At 73.3% G+C, this 16,563-nt stretch carries 14 protein-coding genes; 7 read left to right on the top strand and 7 right to left on the bottom strand.

The window, feature by feature from the left end:
• Positions 1-23 precede the first annotated feature (23 nt).
• Complete coding sequence (locus AC6EH9_RS14460; protein ID WP_498424098.1) at positions 24-986, bottom strand: nucleoside hydrolase; 963 nt, start codon at positions 984-986, stop codon at positions 24-26.
• Between the two features lie 89 nt (positions 987-1,075).
• On the opposite strand from AC6EH9_RS14460, the gene AC6EH9_RS14455 reads away from it, so the two are divergent.
• A complete protein-coding gene (locus AC6EH9_RS14455; RefSeq protein ID WP_498424096.1) occupies positions 1,076-2,434 on the top strand; it encodes an MFS transporter in 1,359 nt (452 codons plus the stop codon).
• Here the strand turns inward: AC6EH9_RS14455 and AC6EH9_RS14450 are convergent.
• Positions 2,421-3,956: a PucR family transcriptional regulator gene (locus AC6EH9_RS14450; protein WP_498424095.1), complete on the bottom strand. Its 1,536-nt coding sequence runs from the start codon at positions 3,954-3,956 to the stop codon at positions 2,421-2,423. The two genes, AC6EH9_RS14455 and AC6EH9_RS14450, sit on opposite strands and share 14 nt — an antisense overlap.
• Positions 3,957-4,119: 163 nt before the next feature.
• Between AC6EH9_RS14450 and AC6EH9_RS14445 the strand changes: the two genes are divergently transcribed.
• The 5 genes from AC6EH9_RS14445 to AC6EH9_RS14425 all read left to right on the top strand — a co-directional run bounded on the left by AC6EH9_RS14445 (position 4,120) and on the right by AC6EH9_RS14425 (position 9,244).
• Positions 4,120-5,169, top strand: coding sequence for a BMP family protein (locus AC6EH9_RS14445; RefSeq protein ID WP_498424093.1), 1,050 nt, complete (start codon positions 4,120-4,122; stop codon positions 5,167-5,169).
• On the top strand, positions 5,166-6,707 hold the full coding sequence (locus AC6EH9_RS14440; protein ID WP_498424092.1) for an ABC transporter ATP-binding protein: 1,542 nt from the start codon (positions 5,166-5,168) through the stop codon (positions 6,705-6,707). The genes AC6EH9_RS14445 and AC6EH9_RS14440 overlap by 4 nt, the downstream gene beginning before the upstream one ends.
• Positions 6,704-7,807 carry an ABC transporter permease gene (locus AC6EH9_RS14435; protein ID WP_498424091.1) on the top strand — a complete coding sequence of 368 codons (1,104 nt, stop codon included), beginning with the start codon at positions 6,704-6,706 and terminating at the stop codon, positions 7,805-7,807. Before AC6EH9_RS14440 ends, AC6EH9_RS14435 begins: the two co-directional genes overlap by 4 nt.
• Positions 7,804-8,703 carry an ABC transporter permease gene (locus tag AC6EH9_RS14430; protein WP_498424090.1) on the top strand — a complete coding sequence of 300 codons (900 nt, stop codon included), beginning with the start codon at positions 7,804-7,806 and terminating at the stop codon, positions 8,701-8,703. Before AC6EH9_RS14435 ends, AC6EH9_RS14430 begins: the two co-directional genes overlap by 4 nt.
• 91 nt (positions 8,704-8,794) lie before the next feature.
• Entirely contained in the window at positions 8,795-9,244 is a 450-nt protein-coding gene (locus tag AC6EH9_RS14425; protein ID WP_498424089.1) for a nucleoside deaminase, read from the top strand.
• A gap of 13 nt (positions 9,245-9,257) precedes the next feature.
• Here the strand turns inward: AC6EH9_RS14425 and AC6EH9_RS14420 are convergent, their stop codons facing one another.
• The 5 genes from AC6EH9_RS14420 to AC6EH9_RS14400 all read right to left on the bottom strand — a co-directional run bounded on the left by AC6EH9_RS14420 (position 9,258) and on the right by AC6EH9_RS14400 (position 15,100).
• Positions 9,258-10,298, bottom strand: a complete 1,041-nt coding sequence (locus AC6EH9_RS14420; RefSeq protein ID WP_498424088.1) for a LacI family DNA-binding transcriptional regulator — start codon at positions 10,296-10,298, stop codon at positions 9,258-9,260.
• 19 nt (positions 10,299-10,317) lie between these two features.
• Positions 10,318-11,829 carry a glycoside hydrolase family 1 protein gene (locus AC6EH9_RS14415; protein ID WP_498424087.1) on the bottom strand — a complete coding sequence of 504 codons (1,512 nt, stop codon included), beginning with the start codon at positions 11,827-11,829 and terminating at the stop codon, positions 10,318-10,320.
• Entirely contained in the window at positions 11,826-12,668 is an 843-nt protein-coding gene (locus AC6EH9_RS14410) for a carbohydrate ABC transporter permease (protein ID WP_498424086.1), read from the bottom strand. The genes AC6EH9_RS14415 and AC6EH9_RS14410 overlap by 4 nt, the downstream gene beginning before the upstream one ends.
• Positions 12,665-13,666, bottom strand: coding sequence for a carbohydrate ABC transporter permease (locus AC6EH9_RS14405; RefSeq protein WP_498424085.1), 1,002 nt, complete (start codon positions 13,664-13,666; stop codon positions 12,665-12,667). Before AC6EH9_RS14405 ends, AC6EH9_RS14410 begins: the two co-directional genes overlap by 4 nt.
• 135 nt (positions 13,667-13,801) lie before the next feature.
• Complete coding sequence (locus tag AC6EH9_RS14400) at positions 13,802-15,100, bottom strand: ABC transporter substrate-binding protein (protein ID WP_498424083.1); 1,299 nt, start codon at positions 15,098-15,100, stop codon at positions 13,802-13,804.
• Between the two features lie 277 nt (positions 15,101-15,377).
• Between AC6EH9_RS14400 and AC6EH9_RS14395 the strand changes: the two genes are divergently transcribed.
• The gene (locus tag AC6EH9_RS14395; RefSeq protein WP_498424082.1) at positions 15,378-16,472 is read left to right on the top strand and encodes an ABC transporter ATP-binding protein; all 1,095 of its coding nucleotides are present in this window, start codon (positions 15,378-15,380) and stop codon (positions 16,470-16,472) included.
• The last annotated feature ends 91 nt before the right edge of the window (positions 16,473-16,563 follow it).

The raw sequence follows: 16,563 nt of genomic DNA, 5'->3' as shown, positions 1-16,563 counted from the left end.
GTCGCTCCGCTCTCGTCGCCGCCTCAGCCTAGATCGGGCCCCCGCATCCCGGGGCCCAGCGTCGTACGCAGCAGGGAGCGGAAGCGCTCGCGGTCGGCGCCGATCGCGACCAGCGCGTTCGCCGGCTCGGGGCCCACCCCGCGGAAGTCCATCACCGTGCGCCCGGTGGTGAGCCGCCCGGCGGTCTCGACCGCGACGTACGCCGGGACGAGGCGCACCAGGCCCGGGTCGACCAGGTAGGCCACCGCCAGCGCGTCGTGGACCGGTCCGGCGTGCTCGGCGCGGTCCTCCTCGGACAGGTGCGGCGAGCCGTCGTAGCGCACGATCCGCGCCTGGATGAACCCGGCCACCGCGGCCGGCACCGGCCCGGCGGCGCGCAGCTCGTCGCACAGCCGGGCCGGCACGGTGGCGGACAGCGTGGCGTCCAGCGGCACGAGCACCAGGCGCCGGAAGCCGGACGCGCAGACCCGCGCGGCGGCGACCGGGTCGCGCCAGACGTTGGTCTCGGCGCTCGCGGTGACGTTGCCGTGGGCGTGCGCGCCGCCCATCACCACCAGCTCGGCGACCGCGTCGACGACGCCGGGGTCCGCGGCGACGACGGCGGCCACGGTGGACAGCGGTCCGGTGGCCACCCAGGTGATCGGCTCGGTCGCCGCGCGCAGTGTCTCCAGCAGCCACTCCACCGCGCCCTCCCGGCCGGGCGGGCGGGAGGCGGGCGGCAGCGCCAGCGCCACGTCCGGTCCCGGGCGGGGAGCGGGCCGCTGACATCGCGCGTACGGCGCGGCCAGGCCGGCGTGCACGGGGACCTCGGTGCGGCCCACCAGGTCGAGGACGCGCAGGGTGTTGTCGGTGGTCCGTGCGAGCGGGTGGTTGCCCCACACCGTGGTGACGCCGCGCAGGTCGAGCGCCGGGTGCAGCGCCGCCAGGACGATCGCCACGGCGTCGTCGGTACCGGTGTCGCAGTCGAGCAGGACGGGCCGGGCCATGCCGCCATGATGCCGCGCCACCCCGAGCGGTTGGCTCGGATCTGGCGCGGCCGGGGAATCTGCGGCGCGGCGCGATGGTTGTGACCCGCATGACACCTCGCACCCGTGACGACTCCGCCCGGGTGTCGGTGCTGCTGGGGCTGCTCTTCGGGTTCGCGGGCCTCGGCTCCTCCTCGGCGGCGATCGGGCTGCCGCTGCTCGCCGAGGACCTGGACGTGACGATCGGGGTCAGCGCCTGGGTGATCAGCCTCTACGCGCTGACGCTGGCGGTCACCACCGCGGTCTACGGGCGGGTCTCGGACCTGGTCGGGGTGCGGCTGCCGCTGGTCTTCGGGGTGGGGCTGATGACGGCCGGGGCGGTCGTCGCGGCCCTCGCCCCGTCGTTCCCGGTGCTGCTGGTGGCCCGGCTCTTCCAGGGCGCCGGCGCGGCGGCGGTCCCGACGCTGGGCGTCGCCATGCTCTCCCGGCGCTACGAGGGAGCCGTGCGGGGCCTCGCGCTGGGTCGCCTGGCCGGCGTGGCGGCGGCGCTGAGCTGCGCCGGGCCGTTGGCCGGCGGCCTCGTCGAGGCGGCCTTCGGGTGGCGCGCGGTGATGGCGCTGCCGGTGCTCGGCCTGCTGGTGCTGCCGCTGCTGTGGCACACGCTGCACACCGACGGCACCGGCGCCCGCCTCGACGTGCTCGGCGCGCTCACGGTGGCCGGCACCGCCGCCGGGCTGGTGCTGCTGGTGCAGTCACCCTCGACCGGCCTCGTGGTGGCCGTGGTGGGCGCGCTGCTCCTGCTGCTCGGCACCCCGGCCGTGGTGATGCGGGTACGCCGCCGACCGCACGGCTTCCTGCCGCTCGCGGTGGTCCGCAACCCGATCGTGGTGCGCAGCGCGCTGGCCGCGGCGGCGGTGCCGGCCGCCTGGTTCGCGATGCTGATCGCGGTGCCGGCCATCCTGGTGGGCCATGGTTGGCAGGCGTGGCAGGTCGGCCTGCTGCTGCTGCCCAGCGCCGGGCTGGCGCTGCTCACCCCCCGGGTCGCCGGGCCGCTGCTCACCCGGATCGGCGCCGCGGCCGCGCTGCGCCGCTCCGGCATCGGCGCGTCGCTGGCGCTGCTGATGGCCGCCGCCGGCGCCGCCGTGGTCGAGCCCGCGCCCGCGGTCGCGGCCGGCGTGCTGCTGCTGGCGGTGGGGCTGGTCACGGTGGCCTTCGGGCTCGGCCAGCCCGCGCTCAGCGCCGCGGTCGGCGACGCCGTCCACGAGCACGTGCGCGGGGTCGCGCTGGGGGTGGCCACGCTGCTGTTCCTGGTCGGCGGCAGCGTCGGCTCGGCGGTCGTCGGCGGGCTGGGCGACGTCTGGGGGATGGCCTGGAGCCTGCTGCTGCTCGCCGCGCTGCCGCTGCTCGGGCTGATCGCGCTCGCCCCCACGCTGCGCGCGCCCGCCGCGACGCCGGCTACCGACGGGTGAGCGCCGAGCTGCGCATCCGCCAGCTGACCAGGGCCAGGTCCAGCGCGGTGCGCGCCTGACGCTCCTCGAAGTCGAGGCCGCCCAGCAGCCGGCTGATCCGGTCCAGCCGGCCGTAGAGGGTCTGGCGGCGGATCCCCAGCAGCCGCGCCGCGGCCGTCTTGGACAGCCCGGCCTCCAGGTAGGCGTCGAGCGTCGGCACCAGGTCCGATCCGCGCCGGGCGTCCTGCTCGAGCAGGGGCCCGAGCTGGTCCTGCACGAAGCGCTCCAGGTCGGCGTCGGCGACCACGCCGGCGAGCAGGTGGTAGACGCCCAGGTCGCTGGCCAGCACCACCCGCGAGCCCAGGGTCAGCCGCCCCGCCAGCCGCAGCGCCTCCCGCGCGGCGGGCAGGGAGCGCGCCAGGCCGGCCACGTCGTCGACGGGCGTGCCCGCCGCGACGCGCACCGCGCTGTGGCCCACGGTCGCGCTCAGCTCCTCCTCGAGCGCCGCCGCGAACGCGGCCACCCGGGCACGCAGCTCGGCGGGACGCACCGAGGTCGCCACCAGCAGCTCCCCGTCGGCCTCCGCGGCCAGGGCCGGGCCGAAGACCGCGCGGGCCGCCTCGGTGGCCGCGGCCAGCGCGGGCCGCCCGGGGCGGGCGCTGCCCGGCAGGGACACGTCGAGGGCCAGCCCGAGCGCGCGGTTGCCGGGCGGCAGGAACAGTCCCGCCGCCCGGGCCCGCGCCGCGATCTCGGTGCTGGACAGGTAGTAGCCGCCGGCCAGGGCGCGGACCAGCTCGGAGCCGGGCCGCCCCAGCGCAGCGGCCCCCGCGCCCAGCCGGATCCCGAGCACGGCCGCGCACAGCTCGCCCATCCGTCGGGTGGTCGCCGTCCCGGGCGCCGCCGCGGACGCCGCCAGGACCAAGACGGCCCAGCCGGCCCGGCCCGCCTCGCACTCGAGGAGGCTTCCGGTCGGTTCCGCGCGCACGTCGAGCCCGGCCAGCAGCTCGCCGTCAGCGGCGTACAGGCCGGCCGGCGCGCCGCACACCTCGGCGGCGAGCGCGACCAGCTCGTCGATGCCGCACCCCTCGGCCAGCGCGCCGTGCAGACGCGCCGAGGCCAGCTCACGGCGGCGCAGCTGCTCGACCTCGCCGCCGATCAGCAGCGGGTGCACCGCCTCGGTGATCTCGATGAACGGCACCACGCCGTGCAGCAGCACCAGCGGCAGCGCGTGCGCGGCGGCGGCGCCGAGCAGGGCCTGCGGCGGGCGGCTGAAGGTGCGACCGAGCTCCAGCAGCAACGCCGCGACCCCCTGCCGGGCCAGCGCCGCGACGTACGTCGTGATCGCGGCGTCGCCGACCCCGACCAGTCCCAGACCGGTGGTCAGCAGCACCTCGCCACCCTTGAGCAGCGGCGAGATCTCGTAGATCTCCGAGGTGTGCACCCAGCGCACCACCCGCCGGTCCAGGTGCTCGCCGACCACGACCTCGGCGCGCGCATCGGCCATCAACGGCAGGTCGAGCAGCTGCTGGAGGGTGAAGGACATGGCGACATCCTGCCGCCCGCGACGGCGCGGTGGGCGACGAACCGTCCGTCTGTAACCCCGACGAAACGACAGGTTGTCCCTTGTTGGCCCCCGGCTCCACGCGGTTGACTCGGCTCGCGCCCAACTCGCAGCGTCAGCCCGCTGCCCCGTCGGAGGAGTCCCCATGTCGCTCACCCTGTCCCGCGCCCGCGCCACCCTCGCCGCGGGAGCGGCGCTGTTGCTGCTCGCCGCCTGTGGCGGCGCCACCGGCGAGGAGGAGGGCGACGGCGGCTCGTCGAGCGACCTGCCCCTGGTGTACGGCGTCTTCGCCACGCCGCTGGAGGAGCCCTGGGACGGCGCGATCCACGCCGCCCTGCAGCAGGCCGCCGACGACGGCACGATCGAGTACAAGCACGTCGACGACCTGAGCACCGCCGACGTGATGGAGCGCAGCCTGCGCGACATCGCCACCAACGAGCAGCCCGACGCCATCATCGGCGACGCGTTCGCCGCCGAGGAGGCGGTGCGCAAGGTGGCCGCGGAGTTCCCCGAGATCCCGTTCGCGTTCGGGTCGGGCGAGAAGCCGGTCGAGCCCAACATGAGCGTGTTCGACAACTGGCTGCAGGACCCGGCGTACCTGGCCGGGATGCTGGCCGGCGGGGTGTCGAAGTCCGACACCATCGGCGTGGTCGGTGCGATGCCGATCCCGGAGGTCAACCGGATCGTCAACGCGTTCGTGCTCGGCGTGAAGGAGACCAACCCGCAGGCCACGGTGAAGGTGTCGTTCATCAACAGCTTCTTCGACCCCGCCGCGGCCAAGGACGCGGCCGAGGCCCACGTCGCGGCCGGCGCGGACGTGCTGTTCGCCGAGCGCGACGGGGTGATCGCCGCCGCCGAGGAGGCCGACATCCCGGTGATCGGCATGATGGTCGACCAGGAGGAGGAGGCCCCGGGACACGTGATGACCTCGCTGCTGTGGCACATGGGCCCGACCGTCGAGGCCGTCGTCGAGCAGATCACCGACGGGCCGAAGGCCGTCGACCTGGGGGAGTACTCGTTCATGAAGGTCGGCGGCTCCGAGCTCGCCGAGATCAACACCCAGATCGTGGGCGGGATCCCCGAGGCCCTGGTCACCCAGGTGGAGGAGAAGCAGGCCGCGATCATGGACGGCAGCTTCGAGACCCCGGTGGACGAGAGCGCGCCCGCCAAGTCCATCGACGTCTCCAGCAAGTGAGCGCGCTGCTCGAGCTGCGCGGCATCACCAAGCGGTACGGGGACCTGCTGGCCAACGACGCGGTCTCCCTCGACGTCGGCGCCGGCGAGGTGGTCGCGATGCTGGGTGAGAACGGCGCGGGCAAGTCGACGCTGATGAAGATCGTCTACGGCCTGGTCGGCGCCGACGCCGGCACCGTCGCGATGGACGGACGGGTGCTCTCGATCGGCTCGCCGCGCGACGCGATGGACGCCGGGATCGGCATGGTCACCCAGGAGTTCTCGCTGGTGGAGACGATGACGGTGGCCGAGAACGTCGCGCTCTCCGGGCTCGGCCTCGGACCGGTGGACCGCGGCGCGCTGCGGTCGAAGGTGCTCGCCACGATGGAGCGGGTCGGGGTGCGCCTGGACCCGGACCGGCTGGTCTCCAGCCTGTCCATCGGGGAGCGCCAGCGCGTCGAGATCGTCAAGGTGCTCTTCCACGACTGCCGGGTGGTGATCCTCGACGAGCCGACCGCGGTGCTCACCCCGCAGGACGTGCAGGCGCTGTTCGCCACCGTGCGCCGGCTCACCGGGGCCGGGCTGGGCGTGCTGCTGGTCTCGCACAAGCTGCGCGAGGTCGCCGAGATCTCCGACCGGGTCGTGGTGCTGCGCCGCGGCCGGCTGGTCGGCACCCGGGCCACCGCCGACGTCGACGCCGCCGAGCTGGCCGGGTTGATGATGGGCACCGTCACCGCCTCGGTGACCGACGCCGACACCGGTGCCGCCGTCGGGATCGAGGCCCAGCCGCAGCACGACGCCGGCGCGCGCCGTACGACCGGGCCGGCGGTGCTGCGCACGGTGGGGCTCTGCGCCGCCCACGGGGGGCGGGAGGCGCTGCGCGGCCTCGACCTGACCGTGCACGCCGGCGAGATCGTCGGCGTGGCCGGGATCTCCGGCAACGGGCAGAGCGAGCTGGTCGGCGCCCTCGGCGGCACCGTGCCGGTCACCGCGGGCCGCATCGAGGTGGACGGCGTCGACATCACCCGCGCCCCGGTCGCCGACCGGCTGGCCGCCGGGCTCGGGCGGCTCACCGAGGACCGGCGCGGCAGCGTCGTGGCCCGGCTCAGCGTCGAGGACAACCTGGTGCTCGAGGACCTGCACGCCTGGACCCGCTGGGGGCTGGTGGACCGGCGCGGGATCCGGCGCCACGCGCAGGCGCTGATCGAGCGCTTCGACATCCGGGCCCGCCCCACCGACGCGGTCGCCACGCTGTCGGGAGGCAACATGCAGAAGGTGCTGCTGGCCCGGGCGCTGGCCCGCACCCCGCGCGTGCTCGTCGTCGCGCAGCCCACCCGCGGCCTCGACATCGGCGCCTACCGCTACGTGCACGAGCAGCTGGCCGCCGTGCGCGACGGCGGCGGCGGGGTGCTGGTGGTCTCCGAGGACCTCGACGAGCTGCGCAGCCTCTCCGACCGGATCGTGGTGCTCTTCCGCGGGGAGCTGGTCGGGGAGCTGAGCGCCGCGGAGGCCGACCCCGAGCGGCTCGGCGTGCTGATGGCCGGCGGTGAGGCCGCATGAGGCTCGTGCTGCGCGGCCACGAGCCCCGCTGGCTGGCCCCGGCGGCGGTCCTGGCCGCCGTCCTGGTCACCCTCGCCCTGACCGCCCTGCCGATCCGGCTGGCCGGGGCCAACCCGCCCGCCGCCTTCCAGCGCTACCTGCTCACCCCGCTCACCAGCGCGCACGGCGTGCACGAGGTGCTGCTCACCGCGACCCCGCTGATGTTCACCGGCATCGCCGTCGCGCTGGCGTTCCGGGCCGGCTACTGGAACATCGGGGCAGAGGGACAGTTCCTGCTCGGCGCGGTCGGCACCACCGCCGTCGGGATCGGGCTGCCCGACCTGCCGGCGGCCCTCGCGCTGCCGGCCGGGTTCCTCGCCGGCGCCGTCGGCGGCCTGGCCTGGGCCGTGGTCCCGGCCTGGCTCAAGCGGCACGCCGGGATCGACGAGGTGGTCACCACCCTGCTGCTCAACCCGGTGGCGCTGCTGGTGGTGCAGGGCCTGCTCAACGGCCCCTGGCGCAACTCCGCCAGCGGCTTCACCGACTCCGACCGGCTCGGCGCCGGCTACGACCTGCCGGCCCTGATCCCCGGCACCCGGGTGCACTGGGGCTTCGCCGTGGCGCTGGCGGTCATCGTGGTCGTCGGCGTGGTGCTGGCCCGCAGCGCGACCGGCCTGCGGATCCGGGCCGCGGGCCAGTCCCCGCGGGCCGCGGAGTTCAGCGGCATCGCCGTCGGCCGGCTCCAGCTGCGCTGCGCGCTGGCCTCCGGCGCCATCGCCGGGCTCGGGGGCGCCTCGCAGGTGATGGGCGTGCAGCACCAGCTGACCTCGGGGATCAGCAACAACTACGGCTACACCGGCGTCATCGTCGCCACCCTGGGCGGGCTCGGCGCGCTCGGCGTGCTGCTGGTCGCCGGACTGCTCGGCGACATCACCGTCGGCGCCCAGAACGTGTCGCTGGTACTGCAGGTGCCCACCCAGCTCGGGGCGATGTTCAGCTCGCTGCTGCTGCTGGCGGTGCTCTCGGCGATGAGCTGGCGGCGCTACCGGGTGCAGTGGCGCCGGCCCCCGCCGCCGACGTCGCGACCGGGGCACGTCGAAGCCAAGGAGGCAGCACGATGAGCATCAACCTGCTCGCGCTGCTCGGCGCCATGCTCACCATCGCCACCCCGCTGCTGTGGGCGGGGATCGGCGAGCTGGTCACCGAGCGCAGCGGCGTGCTCAACCTCGGCATCGAGGGGACGATGTACCTCGGCGCGTTCACCGGCTTCCTGGTCGCCGCGCGCACCGGCTCGCCGATGCTCGGGCTGGGGGCCGCGGTCCTCGCCGGCGTCGTAGCCGGCGCCCTGCTCGGGCTGTTCGTGGTCACCCTGGGCCTCAACCAGCACGTCGCCGGACTGGGCCTCACCCTGCTGCTGATCGCCGGCTGCGAGTTCACCTTCCGGCTGCTCTACGCCGGAGAGCGCCCGCGGCTGGAGGAGCGCTTCGCGGTGCTGCTGCCCGACGTCGAGGTCCTCGACCAGCACTGGCTGACCTACCTGGGCTTCCTGGTGCTGGCGCCGCTCACCTGGTGGGTGCTGCGCGCGACCGGGGTCGGGATGCGCCTGCACGCGGTGGGCGAGAGCTTCGAGGCCGCGGACGTGGCCGGCATCTCGGTGACCCGGACCCGCTACGCGGCGCTGATGGTGGGCGCGGCCCTGATGGCGGTCGGCGGCGCGTTCCTCACCCTGGCCGTGCTCGGCAGCTTCACCCTGGACATCGTCAGCGGACGCGGCTGGGTCTGCGTCGCGCTGGTCATCTTCGCCCGGTGGCGCGTGTGGCCGCTGGTCGGCGGGGCGCTGATCTTCGCCGGCACCGACGCGCTGCAGCTGCAGCTGGCGATCTCGCCGGCGTTCGGGGACGTGCCCGGGGAGCTGATGCTCGCCCTGCCGTACCTGGCGGTGATCGCCGCCCTCGCGGTCTGGGGCCGCACCGTGCGCTACCCCGGGTCGTACCTGCAGGCCTACCGGCGGGCCTGACCCCGCGCCCGCCGTACGCCCGACCCGACCGATCCGACCCCACCCCGACCGACCCGACCCCACCCGATCCGACCCTGAGAAGGAGACCCAGATGAGCGACGAAGAGATGCTGGCCCTGGCCGTGGCGCAGGCCCGGGCGGGGCTGGCCGAGGGCGGGATCCCGATCGGGGCGGTCCTGGTCGCGGACGGCGAGGTGCTGGGCGTCGGCCGCAACCGTCGCGTCCAGCAGGGCAGCGCCATCCGGCACGGCGAGACCGACTGCCTGGAGAACGTCGGGCGGCTGCCCGCCAGCGTCTACGCGCGCTCCACGATGGTCACCACGCTGTCGCCGTGCGACATGTGCACCGGCGCGATCCTGCTCTACGGCATCCCGCGGGTGGTGGTGGGGGAGAACCGCAGCTTCCTCGGCGGCGAGGAGCTGCTGGCGGCCCGCGGGGTGGAGGTGGTGGTGCTCGACGACCCGGGCTGCGCACAGATGATGTCGGACTTCATCGCCGAGCACCCGGGCCTGTGGAACGAGGACATCGGCGAGCAGGACTGACCCCCGGCGAGCGTCAGGCGCTGTCGCGGCGTACCAGCTGCGGCTGGATGACCACCCGCATCGGCCGGCCGGCCCGGTCGCCGTCGATCTGCTCGAGCAGCAGCCGGGTGGCCCGCTCGGCCATCTCCTCGATCGGGTTGCGCATGGTCGTCAGCGGGGGACGGGTCTGCTCGGCCACGCCGAGGTCGTCGTAGCCGATCACCGCGATGTCCTCGGGGACCCGGCGACCGTGCTCGGCGAGCACCTTGAGCGCGCCGCGGGCCATCAGGTCCGAGGCGACCACCAGCCCGTCGAGGTCCGGGTGCGCGGCCAGCAGGGCCCGCGCCGCCAGCTCGCCGCCGGACTCGGTGAAGTCGCCGTGCCGGATGGCGTCGTCGGCGAGCCCCGCGGCCCCCATCGCCTGGCACCACCCCTGGAGGCGGTCCTGGGAGACCGTCATGTCGACCGGCCCGGCGATGGTGCCGATCCGGCGGCAGCCGCGCGCGATGAGGACCTCGGTCGCCTCCCGCTCGCCCGCGAGGTTGTCCACGTCGACGTAGGCGACCTTGTCGCCGCCGCTCCACGGCCGCCCGCCGAAGACGCAGGGCAGGTTGATCGCGGCGAGGTGGTCGGCCAGCCCGTCGTCGCGGTGATGGGAGACCACGATCGCGCCGTCGACGTGGCGGTTGCTGAGGTAGCGCAGGGTGCGCTCCTTCTCCGCGCCGGCCCGCGCCAGCAGCAACAGCAGCTGCAGGTCGCGCTCGGCCAGCACGTGGGTGACCCCGCGCAGGGTGGCGGCGAAGAACGGATCGGAGAAGACCCGGTCGTCGGGCTCGGGCACCACGATCGCCACCGAGTCGGTACGACGCGTGACCAGGCTGCGCGCGGCCCGGTTGGGGACGTAGCCCAGCGTCCGCACCGCCTCCTCGACGGCCTGCTGGGCCTTCGCGCTGACCCGGTCCCCGCCGTTGACCGCCCGCGAGGCGGTCGCCCGGGACACGCCGGCCACCCGCGCCACCTCGTCGAGGGTCGGCGAGGTGGACGCGGTCTGGGGGTGGCGCCCGTTCCCGTTCATCGTCGTCACGGTACTGGCCTCAGCCGGCGTTCTCGTGTGCCGGTCCGGGCCCCGGCAGCGCCGGTCCGGGGGCCGGCAGGGCCCCGGTGCGGGCGACCTCGGCGTACCACAGGGCGCTGGACTTGGGCGTGCGCACCTGGGTCTCGTACTCGACGTGCACGATGCCGAACCGCTGCGCGTAGCCGTAGGCCCACTCGTAGTTGTCCAGCAGCGACCAGGCGAAGTAGCCCCGCACGTCGACGCCCTGCTCGATCGCCTCGTGCGTGGCGCGCAGGTGGGCGTCGATGAACGCCAGCCGCGCCGGGTCGTCGACGCTCCCGTCGGGGCCGACCTCGTCGTCGTAGGCCGCGCCGTTCTCGGTGATGTGGATCGGCGGCACCGCGTACTCGTCGCGCAGGCGCACCAGCAGCCGGGTCAGCCCCTCGGGCTGGACCTCCCAGTCCATCCCGGTCACCGGCAGTCCGCGGCGCGGGAAGCTGATGTCCGCGCAGCCCGGGAACGGCGAGCCGACCGGTCGGGGCGCGTGCTCGATGCGCGACCCGAGCAGCTGCGCGTGGTCCGCGACCGGGCGGCCGCACGCGGCGTCGCCGTGGTAGTAGTTCACGCCCAGCACGTCGAGCGGCGTGCTGATCAGGGCCAGGTCGCCGTCGTGGACGAAGTCCTGCCACGGCCGGCCCGCGAAGGTCATCCCCTCGGTGTCGCCGGCCAGGTCGTCGGCGTAGCGGCCGCGGAAGATCGGGTCGAGGAAGACCCGGTTCCACAGCCCGTCGATGCGACGTGCCGCGTCGACGTCCGCGGGCTCGGCGGGGTCGAAGGGGTCGGCCACGGTGAGGTTCAGCGTGATCCCGAGCTGGGCGGTGCTCGCGCGCCGGCGCAGCTCGTCGACGACCAGCCCGTGCCCGAGCATCAGGTGGTGGGCGGCGACGACCCCGGCCACGCCCTCCTGACGGCCCGGCGCGTGCTGGCCGCCGGTGTAGCCGAGGAACGCCGAGCACCAGGGCTCGTTCATCGTGGTCCAGTACGGGACGCGGTCGCCCAGCGCGTCGTGGAGCGTGAGCGCGTACTCAGCGAACCGGTAGGCGGTGTCGCGGTTGGTCCAGCCGCCGGCCTCCTCGAGCGCCTGCGGCAGGTCCCAGTGGTACAGCGTGACCCAGGGCGTGATGCCGCTGCCGAGCAGCTCGTCGACCAGGCGGGAGTAGAAGTCGATGCCGGCCTGGTTGGGGGCGCCGCCGTCGGGGCGCACCCGCGGCCACGCGGTGGAGAACCGGTAGGCGTTGAGGTGCAGCGAGCGCATCAGCGCGACGTCCTGGGGGACGCGGTGGTAGTGGTCGCAGGCCACGTCGCCGGTGTCGGCGCCGAGGACGGCGCCGGGCACCCGCGAGAAGGTGTCCCAGATCGACGGGGTGCGGCCGTCCTCGCGGGCGGCGCCCTCGATCTGGTACGCCGCCGTCGCCGCTCCCCACAGGAAGCCGGGAGGGAAGACCAGCTGCCCGGTGGTGGCGGGCGTGATCATGGTGGTGGGGGAGGTCATCCCTTCACGGCTCCTTGCATGATGCCGGCGACCAGCTGGCGGCCGGAGAGGATGAACAGGACCAGCAGCGGGATGGTGGCGAGCCCGGTACCGCAGAGCACGAGCGCATAGTCGGTGGTCTGGCCCTGGCCGCTGATGGCCAGCTCGTCCAGCGCCACCTGGAGGGTCTGGTTGTCCTTGAGCGCGACCAGCGGCCACATGTAGTCGGTCCACACGGTCATGAAGGTGAACAGCGACAGGATCGCCATCGCGGGGCGGGCGGCCGGCACGGCCACCGTCCAGAAGGTGCGCAGCATCGAGGCGCCGTCGACGCGGGCCGCCTCGATCAGCTCGCCGGGGATCGCGTCGAGCAGGTACTGGCGCATGAAGAAGACGCCGAACGCCGTGACCAGGGTGGGCATGGCGACCGCGAGCAGCGTGTCGTACAGGCCGTAGTCGGTGACCAGGATGAACAGCGGCACGATCGCGAGCTGGGTGGGGACCGCCATCGTCAGCACGACGAAGCCCATCAGCGCGTTGCTGCCGCGGAACCTCAGCTTGGCGAAGCTGTAGCCGGCCAGCGTGGAGAAGAACACCACCGACGCCGCGCAGGCGGTCGAGACGATGATGCTGTTGAACATCGCCTGCCAGAACTCGATGGTGTCGAACACCCGGCTGGCGTTGTCGAGGACGTGCCCACCAGGCAGGAGCGGCGGGGGCATCTCCATCGCCTCGGCCTTGGTGTGCGAGCCGATCACGAACGACCAGTACAGCGGCAGTGCCGAACCGATGACGAAGGCGGCGAGGAGGCCGTAGACGACCCATCCCGGGCGATCGACCAGCTTGCTGCGCGTGCTCATGCGGACTTCCTGGTGAAGTAGCGGGTCAGGGCGAAGTTGAGCAGCGCGATCCCGACGACGATCAGGAAGAGCAGCCATGCGGCTGCCGAGGCGCGCCCGTAGAAGCCGTCGACGATGCCCCGGTCGTAGATGTAGAGCGCCAGGGTCATGTACTGGTGGTCCGCGCCGCCCTCGCGGCTCATCGAGTCGTCGAAGAGGCGGGGCTCGGTGAAGATCTGCAGGCCGCCGATGGTGCTGGTGACGATGACGAACACCATCGTCGGGCGGATCATCGGCAGGGTCACCGAGAAGAACTGGCGCACCCGCCCGGCGCCGTCGAGCGCGGCGGACTCGTAGAGCTCGCGTGGCACCGCCTGCATGGCCGCCAGGAAGATCAGGGTGTTGTAGCCGGTCCAGCGCCAGTTGACCATGCTGGAGATGGCGAAGTGGCTCCAGAGGCGGTCCACGTGCCAGCGGATGGGCTCCAGGCCGATCTCGCGCAGGGTGGCGTTGATCAGGCCGGACTGGTCGGCGAAGAGGCTGCCGAAGATCAGGGCGGCGGCCGCCGGCGCGACGACGAACGGCAGCAGCACGCTCATCCGCCAGAAGGTGGCCGCCCGGAGCCGGTTGTCCAGGAGCGCGGCGATGGTGACCGCGAGGACGATCTGCGGCACCGACGACATCAGGAAGATGCTGAAGGTGTTGACCAGCGCCTTGCGGAAGATCGGGTCGGAGAGGACGAACTCGAAGTTCTCCAGGCCGGTGAACTCCCCGCGCTGGCGGTAGATCTTGTCCCAGTCGTGCACCGAGAGATAGCCGGTGTAGAGCAGCGGGAAGAGGCCGACCAGCATGAACAGGAGGAAGAACGGCGAGATGTAGAGGTACGGGGAGAGCCTCAGGTCCCAGCGGTTCAGTCGCTGGCGGCGCAGGATCCGTCGCTGGCTCGCCGGGTCCGGGGGCGTGATGGGTGCGGACTCGGTGGTCTCGGCGCCGGGGCCTGGACGTTCGTCGATGAGCATCGGCGCCCTTCCTGTGGGTCCTGGGGGTTCAGGGGTGGTGCGGGGAGTGTCGGGCCGCTCGGGGAGAGCTTCGAGCGGCCCGACGCTCCGAGTGCTGCTGGGCGGAGCGTGATCAGTAGGCTCGGGGGAGCGCGATCACTGCAGCGAGGCGACGTCCTGCTCGAAGGTCTTCCAGGACTTGTCGGGCGCGGTGCCCTGGTCGACGCGGTTGATGGCGTCCTGGAACTTCTGCAGGATGTCCGAGTACAGCGGGCCGTGGTGCGGCTGGACGGTGATCGCCGCGGCGCGGCTGGAGAAGATCTCGCCGGCCGGCGCGTTGTTGAAGTACTCGTCGGTGGCGGCGAGGACGGTCTCGTTCTCGAGCGCCTCGACCTGCGAGGGGAAGTTGCCGGTCAGCTCGAAGACCTTGGCCTGCTGCTCGGGAGCGGTGATCCAGGTGATGAACTCCTTCGCCTCGGCCTGGTGGCTCGAGACCTTGGGGATCGTCAGGTAGGAGCCGCCCCAGTTGCCGCCGCCGCCGGGGAAGACGTCGGCGATGTCCCAGACGACGCCCTTGGGGGCCGGGTCGCCGGTGTTCTCCTTGATGTTGCTGCGCATCCAGCCGGGGCAGGCGATCGTCGCGATGCCCGGCTTCTTGAACGCGGAGGTCCAGTCGGGGCTCCACTGGACGGCCTTGCTGCCCAGGCTGGTGTGCGAGGTGACGTCCTTCCAGATCGCCTTCAGCTCCTCACCGCTCACGTCCACCTCGTTGTCGGCGGTCTCGAACGGGAACTCGACCTGGTTGAGCATCGCCTGGGCGATCGACCCGCTGGCGTCGTAGAAGTGGGCGTTCGACTTCTTCTTGAACTCCTCGCCGAGGGCGAAGTAGTCCTCCCAGGTGCCCATCCGGGCGGCGATCTCCTCGCGCTCGCTGGGCAGGCCGGCGGCCTCGAAGAGGTCCTTGCGGTAGCAGATGGCCTCCGGGCCGGCGTCGGTCGCGTAGCCGAGCAGTTGGCCGTCGTCGGTGGTGGCCTCGGCCTCCTTGAAGTCCAGCCAGCGGCCCTCGACCTCGGACTGGGCCAGGTCGACCCAGACGTCGGGAGCGGCCACCACGGCCGGCATGTAGTCACCCTCGACCGAGACGATGTCGGGCAGGCCCTTGCCGCCGGCCTGCAGGCTGGTGGTGATCTCCGCCTTCCAGTCGTCCCACTTGGACACCTTGGTCTGCTCGACCTGGATGTCGGGGTTGGCCTTGTTCCACTCGTCGATCAGCGCGTCGTAGCCGAACTCGCCGAACGTGGTGATGGTGACGGACTCGCCGTCGGCGAGCTTCTCCTGCTCTGCGGACTCCTTCGGGTCGCTGCCGCCGCCGCACGCGGCCGTGGTGGCGCCCAGCGCCAGCGTCGTCAACACGCCGATGGCGAGTCGTGCTCGCCTGCTCTGCCTCGTGTGCACCGTTCTCTCCTGCCCTCACGTGCCGTCCGCCCAGGGTGGGCGACGGGGCGGGCGGTCAAGCGTGAAAGGGTGTGGGAGCGCTTCCATTGATCGCCGTTCGTCACCATGACAGCCGTCACATTCGGTGTCAAGAGAGCGCCAAGTCTCAGCGTGAATCGGGACTTTGGTCCCGCTGAGAGCGCTCCCACTAGACGCGGCGCGGCGCGCGTCGTACCTTGGCGAGAACAGCTCTGTCCGGCCCGCTTCGGGCGACGGACTCCGCACTGAAGGGACCCCCATGGCCACGGTCAGCTTCGAGCACGCACAGCGCCGCTACCCCGGCACCGACCGGCCCGCGGTCGACGACCTGTCCCTCGAGATCGAGGACGGCGAGTTCATGGTGCTGGTGGGCCCGTCGGGCTGCGGCAAGTCCACCTCGCTGCGGATGCTGGCCGGCCTGGAGAGCGTCGATGCCGGCCGGATCCTGATCGGGGACCGCGACGTGAGCAACGAGGCGCCCAAGGACCGCGACATCGCGATGGTGTTCCAGAACTACGCGCTCTACCCGCACATGACCGTCGCGGAGAACATGGGCTTCGCGCTCAAGGTCGCCCGGGTCGGCAAGGAGGAGCGCGCCCGGCGGGTGGCCGAGGCCGCGCGGCTGCTCGACCTCACCGAGTACCTGCACCGCAAGCCCAAGGCGCTCTCGGGCGGTCAGCGCCAGCGCGTCGCGATGGGGCGCGCGATCGTCCGTCAGCCCCAGGTCTTCTGCATGGACGAGCCGCTGTCCAACCTCGACGCCAAGCTGCGCGTCTCCACGCGCACCCAGATCGCGGCCCTGCAGCAGCGCCTGGGGACCACCACCGTCTACGTCACCCACGACCAGGTCGAGGCGATGACGATGGGCGACCGGGTCGCGGTGATGAAGGACGGTCTGCTCCAGCAGGTCGACACCCCGCTGGGCCTCTACGACCGGCCGGTCAACCTCTTCGTGGCAGGCTTCATCGGCTCCCCGGCGATGAACCTGCTGCCGGCCAAGGTCGCGGACGGCCACGCCTGGATCGGCGGCTACGAGATCCCGCTGGAGCGCCACGTCGCGGCGCAGGCGACCGGCGACGTGACCCTGGGCGTCCGGCCGGACGCCTGGCGGCTCGGCGGCGCGGACGAGGTGGGGCTGCCGGTCACCGTCACGATCGTCGAGGAGCTCGGCGCGGACGCGTTCCTCTACGCCCTGGTGGACGACGAGGCCACCCCCGACGACACCCCCTCGCAGGCGGTGGTCCGGCTCACCGGGCGGCCCCAGCTGCAGAAGGGCGCCCCGATCCAGCTGGTCATCGACCCGGGCGCCGTACACGTCTTCGACACCCACACCGGAGCGCGCCTCTCCGCGTGAGCCGCGCGCCCGGCGAGGGCTGAGACGCCGCGAGCCGGTGGCCGGCCGGAGGATGTCCGGCGCGGCCACCGGCTCGCGGGGGTGCGGTGCA

Source organism: Nocardioides sp. Z21_20 (genome assembly GCF_059766585.1).
This window is presented reverse-complemented; position numbering and strand designations above follow the sequence as displayed.